Origin of the sequence: Agrobacterium sp. rho-8.1 (assembly GCF_033957725.1) — a bacterium.
GTDB lineage: Bacteria > Pseudomonadota > Alphaproteobacteria > Rhizobiales > Rhizobiaceae > Agrobacterium.
In genome coordinates this window covers 964,669-975,000 of record NZ_CP192789.1, presented here as the reverse complement: position 1 = coordinate 975,000, position 10,332 = coordinate 964,669, and the positions used below count along the sequence as shown (strand labels likewise).

Below are 10,332 nucleotides of genomic sequence, written 5' to 3'. Positions count from 1 at the left end.
CGCTGTGGCAATGGTGTGCGGATTGCGTCCCTGGTTTCCATCGTCGGCTTCAATCACGGCTTCGATGATCCGACCGTGCCGATATACCAGCAAAAGCACGAGACACTCGGCATCACCATCGGCGACGATGTTTGGATCGGGGCAAACGCTGTCGTGCTTGATGGCGTGACGATTGGCAAGGGTGCAGTCATTGCTGCCGGTTCTGTCGTCGTGAAGGACATTCCGGAAATGGCGGTTGCGGGAGGTGTGCCAGCCAAGGTGATCCGCCAGCGGGGCGAAAAAGCCGCTAACGTCAAATCGCGTCGTGGTGCGATTTCGCAAGCTTTGCAACAGATCGGCAAGGCGGGAGCCTCGCAATGGCCGCGCATTCTCGAGCGGGCGAAACAGGATGGCCACTACGTATCGGCAGGGGCGGATGGAGTGCAGCATGAAAGCATCAGACATGAGTGCGATGCCATCGAGATCGCAGCCGGATTTGGTGGAGCACCCGAGGGGATTGAAGCTCGCGAATTGGCCACAAGGCTGCGAGCGTTTCAGGACCCCGCAACCGGTTTCTTCCCGGATCCGTTCATACCGCCCCTGCCCGGCTCGGACATTCGCGAGGATTATGCCGCGCTCTATAACGTCTTGGCAGTCGGCTACGCGCTCGAAATATTGGGGTCCCATCCACCACATCCGATAGCAGGTGCGCAAATGGACGCACCGCATCTTAGCGCCTGGCTTGATCATCTGCCTTGGAGCGACCGTGCGTGGCGATGCGGCGACCGGATCGATGCAATCGCCACGGCGCTTTATTTCAATGCGCGGTATTTCGGGATGGGTTCGGGAACGGAGACCTTGTTCGGCTGGCTGACAATGCATGCCGACCGTACAACCGGGCTTTGGGGCAAATCAACGGCCAAGCAAGGTCTGTTGCAACCGGTCAACGGCTTCTATCGCCTGACACGCGGCACCTACGCTCAGTTTGGCCTGCCAGTTCCCTTTCCAGAGGCTACCATCAATTCCGTCATCACCAACTACCGGAACTACGATGGATTTTCAGGCGCGACCTACACCGCTTGCAATCTGCTCGATACGATCCATCCGCTCTGGCTTTGCCTGAAACAGACGGATGCAAGGCGTGCAGACGCAGAGGCGATTGCCGAAACCGTTATTCTGCGATGTGCCGAGCAGTGGCAAAACAATGAGGGCTTTGCCTTCGCCTCTGGTCAGCAACCGAGCCTGCAAGGTACGGAAATGTGGCTTTCGACCTTGCACATCGCCGCAGATCTGCTGGATCTAGCCGACGCGTTTGCTTTCGTACCCAAAGGGATTCACCGGACCAAGCCTGTGGGTATGGGACTGTAACACCACGTCACTCGAGCATGGACTGAATGTGGAGCCGTATTTTACCGGTCAGGCTGTCGCCCGGTTGAAGAATCGTCAGGCCAAGATCGGTGCGCTGATGTTCAGGCTGGCGCAATGTGCCAGCTGCCATCGAAACCGGCTCAAGGCACATATAGTTTTCCGTGCGATGCGCTGCGAGATGATGGAACACCGGGTCTGCGCTCAAGACGAGCTGGCACCCTACGTCCAAGTGAATGCGTGCCGTGGACCAGTTCATCAGATGTTGCGTATAGCCTGATTTTGCGGGTAGCGATGCCTGTGGCCGGGGGAGAGGTGGATTGCCGGTCGGTACGTCAAACGGATCCAGCGCATAGGCAAGAGATGCATCTGTCCACACGTCACGATCCAGCCCGGCAACGAAATAGGGATGCCAGCCGAGAGCAACTGGCGCGGCAACGCTTGCGCGGTTGGTGATGGTGAGTTCCACGGTCAGCCCGTGTTCAGCCAATGAAAACGACTGGCGTGCCTCAAAAGCAAAAGGCCACTCGGCATCGGCCTCGTAGTCAAGTCGCAACGTGGCCTGATCGTCGGCTTGGCGCGCGACGCGCCATGGGCGACGGTGCGCAGGACCGTGCATTGCATCCAGAGCAAGCAGAGGGTGGGGCAAAACATCATGCGATACGCCTGCATGAGCGAAGCATGCTCCGTAGAGCCTATTGTGATAGGGAAATAGCGGATACGCCCCCGCCTTTGGCCAATTCCAGGGCTCGAAGACATCCGCGTTTGTCGGGACCAGAATATTGCCGAACTCCGCATGGGTGAGATGCGTCATTCGTCCGCCCCACGCGGGGCGGAGGCGGGCCGAAAACGGCCCGCTGGTAATGGAGACCGTTTCAGGCAAAGGCATAGGAGCCATCTGGCCGCTTGGGAACGCGACGCTGCCAGTGAATATAACCGTCCTCCTGCATGGCCTTTTCATCCATCTCGACTCCCCAGCCCGGACGGTCCGGCCGTAGCTCCAGATAGCCGTCTTTCGGCAGATAGGGATCGACAACGTAACGGGTTTCGTCCTCGCGGGTTTCAAGATCCGTGCCGCCATAAACGTAGCATTGTCCCTTTGGCAGGCGGTATTCCAGAATGCGGAAGTTCTGCTGCGCTGCGGAGAAATGGACGTTGACAGCCGTTGCCAGCGGCCCCATCGGGTTATGCGGCGCGATGCTCACGAAATGCGCTTCCGCAAGGGCTGCGATGCGGCGCATTTCAGAGATGCCACCAACGACGCAGATGTCCGGCTGTATGATATCGGCACCCTTGACTTGCAGGAGGCGGAGAAACTCGTTGCGACTGTAAAGGCTTTCGCCGGTGGCAAGCGTGCAGTTCAGACCCTGTTTCAGATCGCCCCACATCTCGATGTTTTCAGGACGCAGTGGCTCTTCGAAAAACAGCGGATCGTAAGGTGCCAGCGCATTGCCGAGCTGGCGTGCGGCAGCGGGTTCGAAAATCTTGGCATGGGCATCGAAGGCGATATCGTAATCGGTCCGCACAGTCTCGCGAAGGGAGCGGAAATATTCCGCCGAACTGCGGACCACTTCACCCCAGCGATGGGCGTGAATATCGAGGCGCCACGGGCTGAGCTTGAAGGCCGTAAAACCCCAATCCTCGTTCAGACGGTCGAACTCTTCCTTCGCGGCTGGCGCGTCAGGTGCGGTGTAAACCCCGGCATAAACCTTGATACGGTCGCGGACGTTACCGCCGAGCAGCTTGTAGACCGGCACGCCCGCAGCTTTGGCGGCGAGATCCCACAGGCAATGATCGATTGCGGAAATGGCCGACAGGCCAAGCGCACCGGGAGGAAAGCGGTTCTGCTGAAGCAGCAGATTGTACAGATATTCGACCCGTGTCGGGTCTTGCCCGGCGATGAAGTTATAGAGGTAATCCAGAATAGGTGGCAGCGCGAGATCAGGCCCGTGATTGTAGCATTCACCCCACCCGGTCAGCCCGTCATCGGTATCCAGCGCTACGACAACGCGCGGACGGTCCTTGTCGCGGGTGACGAATACCCGCATGCGATCAATTTTCATGCTCTAGTCTTCCTCATGGATGTAACGAAACGCAGACGGACGCCACACAATTATCCGGCCTTGCTTTCAGTCTTGACGGCGGACGGCTCGATATATCTGAACCGTCGCGTGCGATCCCTGTCGCGCGGATCGGGTCGCGGAATGGCGGAAAGCAGCGCCTGCGTATAGGGATGATCAGGCGAATTGCAGACCTTTTCAGCGTCGCCAAACTCCACCAACTTGCCGCGATACATCACGCCGACGCGGTCGCACATGTATCTAATAACGCCGATGTCGTGGCTGATGAAGATGTATGCGAGGCCCAGCTCGTCCTGCAGGCGCATCAAAAGATCCAGCACCTGAAAACGAACGGATACATCGAGCGCCGAGGTCGCTTCGTCGGCTACGATGATACGCGGTCTGAGCGTGATGGCACGGGCAATACCGATGCGTTGGCGCTGACCACCGGAAAACGCGTGCGGATAACGTTCGCGTCCCGCCGGGTCCAGCCCCACCTGCTCCATCAAGGCGCAGACACGCTCGTCCAGTTCCTTGCCCTTGGCGATACCATTGACCAGCAACGGCTCACCGATGACCTGCGCAACCGTCATGCGCGGGTTGAGAGAGCCGAACGGGTCCTGAAACACCATACGCAACTCTCGCCGCGCGGCCTTCAGTTCGGCGCCTTCGATCTTCGCCAGATCGACCACGCTTCCATCCGCCTTGCGATACAGCATCTCGCCGGAATTCGGGTCATAGAGCCGCATGATGGAGCGACCCATGGTGGTTTTGCCGGAACCGCTTTCTCCGACGATGCCAAGCGTTTCGCCCGGCAGCAGCTTGATGGACACGCCATCCAGCGCCTTCATCTCACCGAAGTGCATGGACAGGTTCTTGACCTCAAGAATGGGCTGCGCTGCGAGATCGAGCGGCGGGCGGGCCAGACGTATCTCGGCCTTGTGCTCCAGCTTCAGCACGGAGCCGATCAACATGCGGGTGTAAGGATCTTGCGGGCTGTGGAAAATCTGCTCGACCGGGCCATATTCCTTGGCAACGCCGTGGTGCATGACCAACACGTCATCGGCGATCTGCGCCACCACGCCCATGTCGTGGGTGATGAACAACACAGCCATGCCATGCGCCTTTTGCAGCCGCGCGATGAGATCGAGGATTTCCGCCTGCGTCGTCACGTCCAGCGCTGTCGTCGGCTCATCGGCGATCAGCAATTGCGGTTTGCAGGCCAGCGCCATGGCGATCATAGCGCGTTGGCGCATGCCGCCAGAATACTGGAAGGCATATTTATCGAGCGCAGTTTCCGGGTTGGGAATTTCCACCTGCCGCAGCAGCTCGATTGCCTCGGCACGGGCTTGCGCCTTGTTCATTTTCAGGTGCAGACGCAACACCTCGGTAATCTGGTCACCCACCGTGTGAACGGGAGACAGCGAGGACATCGGCTCCTGAAAAATCATCGCAATGTCTGCGCCGCGCACCGAGCGGATGACCCGGCCACGCGGATCGAGCTTTGCCAAATCAAGCGATGTGCCGTCCGCGCGGTTGAGGATGATCGAGCCGGAGGAGATTTCGCCGGGGCTATCGATGATCTGGAGGATGGAGCGGGCGGTGACGGATTTGCCGGAGCCGCTTTCCCCCACGACGCACAGGGTCTTGCCCGGATCGATGGAGAAGGACAGGTCGTTCACGGCGCGGAACACGCCGTTGCGGACCGGAAATTCCGTGACGAGATTGCGGACTTCGAGAAGCGGCTTGGCTGGTTTGATCGAGAGGATATCGCTCATCGTCGGCCTCACTTGTTGTAGGGATCGGCTGCGTCACGCAGACCATCACCGAGCAGGTTAAGCGCCATGACGGCGACGACAACGGCCACGCCGGGCAAAAACAGCCAGGGCGCAGTTGCGATGGAGCGAATGTTCTGGGCCTCGCGCAGCAGCACGCCCCAGGAAATGGTGGGCGGTTGAAGACCAAGTCCGAGGAAGGATAGCGACGTTTCCGCAAGGATCATCGCGGGAACGGCCAGCGTGACCGACGCTATGATGTGGCTTGAGAAACTTGGCAGCATGTGGCGGAAAATGATGCGCCCTTCGGGCACGCCATCCAGCCTTGCGGCCGCAACAAACTCTTCCGTTCTGAGCGACAGGAAGCGGCCACGCACCACGCGGGCAAGCTGCGCCCAACCGGTCAGGGACAGGATGATGGTGATCATCATATATTGAAGGGTGGCCGGCCAGCCCTGCGGCAGCGCTGCCGCCATGGCCAACCATATGGGGATGGTGGGTAGCGACAGGACGAAATCGATCACCCGCTGCAGGACGAAATCGATGCGCCCGCCATAATAGCCCGAGATCCCACCCAGAACGACGCCGAGCAGAAGCGAAAAGAACACACCGACGAGACCGATGGATAGCGATATCTGCGAGCCCTGCACCACGCGGCTGAAAACATCGCGACCAAGACGGTCAGCTCCGAAAAGAAAGAGCGGGCGTGTCTTATCCGTGGAGGCCAGAAGATGGATGTTGGTGTTGAACAGTCCAAGGACGGAATATTCGTAGCCGCGACCAAAAAGCTGGATCGGTATTTTCTTGCCCGTATCTTCAACGAAGACAGCGGCCAGTGTTTCAGGGTCACGCGTTAGCTTGAGCGGGTAATAATGGAGGCCAACGGAAAAGCCATCCGTCGTGTCGATCAAATGGACCCGTTGCGGCGGATAAAACGTGGCGCGGGCATTCTGGAGCACGGGATCATTGATCGCAAAGAAGCCGGGCACAAGGGCCACGATATACATGGCGATGGTCACGACGAGAGCGGCCATGGCCAGACGGTGGCGTTTGAATGCCCACCAGATGAGTTGCCATTGCGATGCGACGGCGGCGCGGTCGGGGCGGATGGTGGTGGCTACAGCAATATCGGCCATGACGCCCTCCTATTCGAGACGGATTCGGGGATCGACCAGCGCCAGCAGAATGTCGCTGATCAGCGATCCAATCAGCGTCAGCGCGCAGATCAAGAGCACGAAGGCCCCGGCGAGATACATGTCCTGCGCCATCAGCGACTGCAAAAGCAGGGGTGCGGCGGTGGGCAGGTTGAGCACGATGGCGACGACGACGGAACCCGAAATGAGGTTGGGCAACAGCCAGGCAATCGTGGAAATGAAGGGGTTGAGGGCAATTCTCAAAGGATATTTCGTCAGCAGACGGAACTCCGATAGGCCCTTGGCGCGGGCCGTGGTGACGTAAGGTTTCGGCAACTCATCCAGCATGTTGGCACGCATGACGCGGATAAGGCTGGCGGTGGAGGAAATGGCAAGGATGGCGACCGGCAACCAGATATGCGTCATGAGATCGACCATCTTGGCGATGCTCCACGACGCTGTCTCATATTCTGGCGAGAACAGCCCGCCGACATCGGCCCCGAATTCGACCGCCGCGACATACATCAGAACCAGCGCCAGCAGGAACGACGGAATAGAGAGGCCGAAGAAGGAGAAGGCGGTGAAGAGATAATCGCCAATCGAATATTTGCGGACAGCGGAAAAGACGCCGATGGGAAGTGCGATGGCCCATGTGGCCAAAAGGCTCGCGACAGCCAGAACCAGCGTCAGCGCCATGCGTTCCCAAATGAGGCCGGACACCGGCTGTTGCCACTCGAAAGAGATGCCGAAATCACCGCGCGAAATGATGCCCCATATCCATTTCAGATATTGAATGATCATCGGATCATCGAGGCCGAAACGTTCACGTAGCTGGGCCGCCGTATTGTGGTCGATGACCTCGTTGGATGCGGCAAGCGTTGCAATATAGGTCGTCACATAGTCACCGGGTGGCAACTGGATGAGGACGAAGGCCAGAAAACTGACGGCAAACAGGGATGGGATCATCCACAGCAGGCGTTTCACGATAAAAATCAGCATGTCGCTCTCGCAATCACATTTTACCGAACACGCCAACGTCACAGAAAAGACGGATTGCGCGCGGTCGACACAGTCTGAAAAGCGTCGCCGCCTGGAAACGGCGACGCCCATGTGGCGTTGTTAACTTGTGAAGGTAAACTGTTGTGGCAACGCCGGACCGGGGTTCGGCCAAGACCAGCTATCCGGCTCTTTCTCCGGCACGTTGCGCAGATTGTTGCGGATAATGCCAAAACCGCCGACTGCGAGGCAAAGGCCGATCGTCTCGAACTCTTCTGCCGCGATATCGAATATCTGCTTCATCTTCTCGCCGCGCTTGGCGAGGTCAGCGGTCGAGCGTGCTTCATCGAACAGCTTGAAGCGCTGCTTCTGGCTTTCCGGCGGCTCTTCGCCCTTTTGACCATTCGATGTGTACCAGAGCGCCCATGGAATAGCGTAGCGCGACCCCTGCGGATGGAAGGCGAAGAAATCGCGTGGATCGAGCATCGGATCGAGACCACCGGGGCCGGGCCAAACCGCTGCATCATGGGCATTGTCATCGCCACGCGTGTAATACAGCGCACGTTCGATGGTGTTGACCTTGATATCGACACCGATCTGCGCCCACTGCGCCTTGACCAGTTCCAGCGCATCGACCAGATCGGGATAAAGCGTCGGGATGACGTCTATAGAGAAGAAGACAGGCTGGCCATCTGGCCGCAGACGCATGCCATTGCCGTCTTTCTTGTCATATCCGGCCTTGTCGAGCAGTGCGTTGGCCTTGTCCGCATCATATTCCGTGTTCTGGCGGGCAAGCTTTTCGTGATACCAGGGATGGGTCGGACGCGGTCCGGCCTGATATCCCTCGCTCTGGCCGAAATAGACGATGTCGACGATTTCCTGCCGGTTGAGAGCGATGGAAAGAGCCTGACGGAAAGACTTGTCGGCGAACATCTTGCGCATCGCCGGGTCTTTGTGGGTGATGTTCAGGTAAATCTGGCACTGCTGCGCGGCAGACGGCACTAGCGTCAACAGCCGGTAGTCACCCTTTTTCATGTTCTGCGACAGAGTTGGCTTGTTGGCGAGGACGCTGATGTGGCGTTCCTGAATATCGATCTTGCCGGAGATCACGTTTAGCATCAGCGACTCGACGTCCTGCGAAATACCGAAGTTGACTTCATCGATGTAAGGCAACTGGTTGCCTTCGGTATCGACCTGCCAGAAATACGGATTGCGGGTCATGACCACGCGGGTGGCACCGCCGGAATAGGGCTCCTTGACCACCCACGGGTCCAGTGTCGGCTTTTCGACATTCGACCAGCGCGATGGGATTTCGATATCGCCACATTTGGCGCGGAAAAGTTCGGTCCAGCTGGAGACGCCTGCGGCCTTCACATCGGCATCCAGCGCTGTGTTGTATTTGGGCAGGAACTTGCTGCAATAATGCTTGGCGAACATCGTTGGATGTTGACCGAGCGGCGTTGCGAGGTTTTCGAGATAGAGCGCATTGGGTGCAGCAAAGGTGAACTTCACCGTGAAATCATCAATTTTTTCAACGGTAACGGCTTTACCGGCAACCGCGAGCTGGGCTGGCGTTGCGCTGTAAAGTTCCTTGTTCTTGATGCAGTCCTCGATCGCAAACACTACGTCATCGGCCGTGAACGGATGGCCGTCAGACCATTTTGCGCCCTGTAGCAGATGGAATGTGAACTGCGACGCGTCGGCGCTGACTTCCCATTTCTCGGCAAGGTTTGGCAGAACTTCGGTGAAGTCCATGTTCCAGCGCACCAGACCCTGGTTGCCGACCATGCGCAGAATGCCGTTATGGTCCGACGAGCCGCGAAGGCCACGGCGCAACGTGCCGCCATAGGTGCCAATCTTTTCCAGTGGCGTCACTATCATTGGATTCTTTGGCAGACGGTCGGCAAGCGGCGGCAGCTTGCCGTCCTTCACCAATGCCGCCAATGATGGCGCCTCTTTACCGCCAGCGGCTTTGGCAGACGTCCCCATGAGGGACATGGCGGCAACACCTCCAAGACCGGCCACAAAGGTACGGCGCGTCACGCCCTGCGAAAATGCATCACCAACGCTCATAGACTATCCTCCCAAAAATCTCCCCGGCAGCGAAAAGGGCTCACGCCCCGCCGCTATGGCCCTCCAGGCCAGCCAGCGCACCGATCCTCCACCGGCACGCAGACCATATGAGCGTTTTCAGATGATTACAAGTATTGACAGATTTTTACAGATTTTTTATTGAGATGAGTGAAGCACGGTTATTTATATGGCAAAATGGCCATGTATGCCTAACGGACAAAAGGGCGCTGATGAAGAATCTGGCCACCCACGCCCCATTGAAAAGCGAAACGCGTTTTAGCGATATTATTTACGAAAAGATCGTCGGGATGATTTCGGACGGTCGCTTCCTCATCAACGAACGTTTGCCGTCCGAGCAGAATTTGGCGATTATGTTGGGCGCGTCCCGTCCTGTTGTGCGTGAAGCACTGGAAAGGCTGCGTAATGACGATCTGATCGTGTCTAGAAAAGGGTCAGGCTCTTACGTGCGCCAGCAGCCGGACTTGTCCGTGCTGCAGCAGGTGCCGGTCGGCTCGCTGGCGGACGTTCAACGGTTTTTCGAATTCAGATCCGGTCTGGAATCCTCCGCCGCGGAACTGGCGGCACGCAACTGGCAAGCCGCAGACCGAGCCCGGATGGAGCAGGCGATTGCTGCGCTGGAACAGTGTCTCGAGCGTGGTGATCTTGGTGCGGAAGAAGACTTCGCATTGCACGAAGCCATCGCCATTGCCAGCCAGAACCAGTTTCATACGACCGTTCGGACGTGGTTCAAACCGCATTTCTCGATCGGCCAGTCTGTCACCCGTAGTCTCAGCCTCAAACGCACGCCACAACATGTGCGCGATGTGCAGAATGAGCACACTGCAATTGTTGAAGCCATCTTCGCGCGGCAAGAGCAGGCTGCTCATGATGCGATGAAGGACCACATCCTGAAGGCCAGAGCCCGGATGTTCCAAGGCGTTGGAGGTTGAT

General features: G+C 58.2%; 8 protein-coding genes (1 of these 8 only partly in view). 2 read left to right on the top strand and 6 right to left on the bottom strand.

Features of this window, described 5'->3' with window-relative positions:
* Window positions 1-1,347, top strand: the 3' portion of a protein-coding gene (locus tag RMR21_RS19445; RefSeq protein ID WP_498671055.1) for an acyltransferase. 300 nt of this gene lie to the left of the window's left edge; only the last 1,347 of its 1,647 coding nucleotides appear in the window; the start codon falls outside the window, past its left edge; the stop codon is at window positions 1,345-1,347.
* A 7-nt stretch (window positions 1,348-1,354) separates the two neighbouring features.
* On the opposite strand, the gene RMR21_RS19440 is transcribed toward RMR21_RS19445, so the two are convergent.
* The 6 genes from RMR21_RS19440 to RMR21_RS19415 all read right to left on the bottom strand — a co-directional run bounded on the left by RMR21_RS19440 (window position 1,355) and on the right by RMR21_RS19415 (window position 9,381).
* Complete coding sequence (locus RMR21_RS19440; RefSeq protein WP_498671054.1) at window positions 1,355-2,233, bottom strand: aldose epimerase family protein; 879 nt, start codon at window positions 2,231-2,233, stop codon at window positions 1,355-1,357.
* Window positions 2,220-3,407, bottom strand: a complete 1,188-nt coding sequence (locus tag RMR21_RS19435; RefSeq protein WP_498671053.1) for a galactarate dehydratase — start codon at window positions 3,405-3,407, stop codon at window positions 2,220-2,222. The genes RMR21_RS19440 and RMR21_RS19435 overlap by 14 nt, the downstream gene beginning before the upstream one ends.
* A 50-nt stretch (window positions 3,408-3,457) precedes the next feature.
* Window positions 3,458-5,182: an ABC transporter ATP-binding protein gene (locus RMR21_RS19430; RefSeq protein ID WP_498671052.1), complete on the bottom strand. Its 1,725-nt coding sequence runs from the start codon at window positions 5,180-5,182 to the stop codon at window positions 3,458-3,460.
* 8 nt (window positions 5,183-5,190) lie between these two features.
* Complete coding sequence (locus RMR21_RS19425; RefSeq protein WP_498671051.1) at window positions 5,191-6,315, bottom strand: ABC transporter permease; 1,125 nt, start codon at window positions 6,313-6,315, stop codon at window positions 5,191-5,193.
* A 9-nt stretch (window positions 6,316-6,324) separates the two neighbouring features.
* A complete protein-coding gene (locus tag RMR21_RS19420; protein ID WP_498671049.1) occupies window positions 6,325-7,311 on the bottom strand; it encodes an ABC transporter permease in 987 nt (328 codons plus the stop codon).
* Between the two features lie 120 nt (window positions 7,312-7,431).
* Window positions 7,432-9,381, bottom strand: coding sequence for an ABC transporter substrate-binding protein (locus tag RMR21_RS19415; RefSeq protein ID WP_498671048.1), 1,950 nt, complete (start codon window positions 9,379-9,381; stop codon window positions 7,432-7,434).
* Window positions 9,382-9,611: 230 nt separating this feature from the next.
* On the opposite strand from RMR21_RS19415, the gene RMR21_RS19410 reads away from it, so the two are divergent.
* Window positions 9,612-10,331, top strand: coding sequence for a FadR/GntR family transcriptional regulator (locus RMR21_RS19410; protein ID WP_498671833.1), 720 nt, complete (start codon window positions 9,612-9,614; stop codon window positions 10,329-10,331).
* Window position 10,332: the final 1 nt, after the last annotated feature.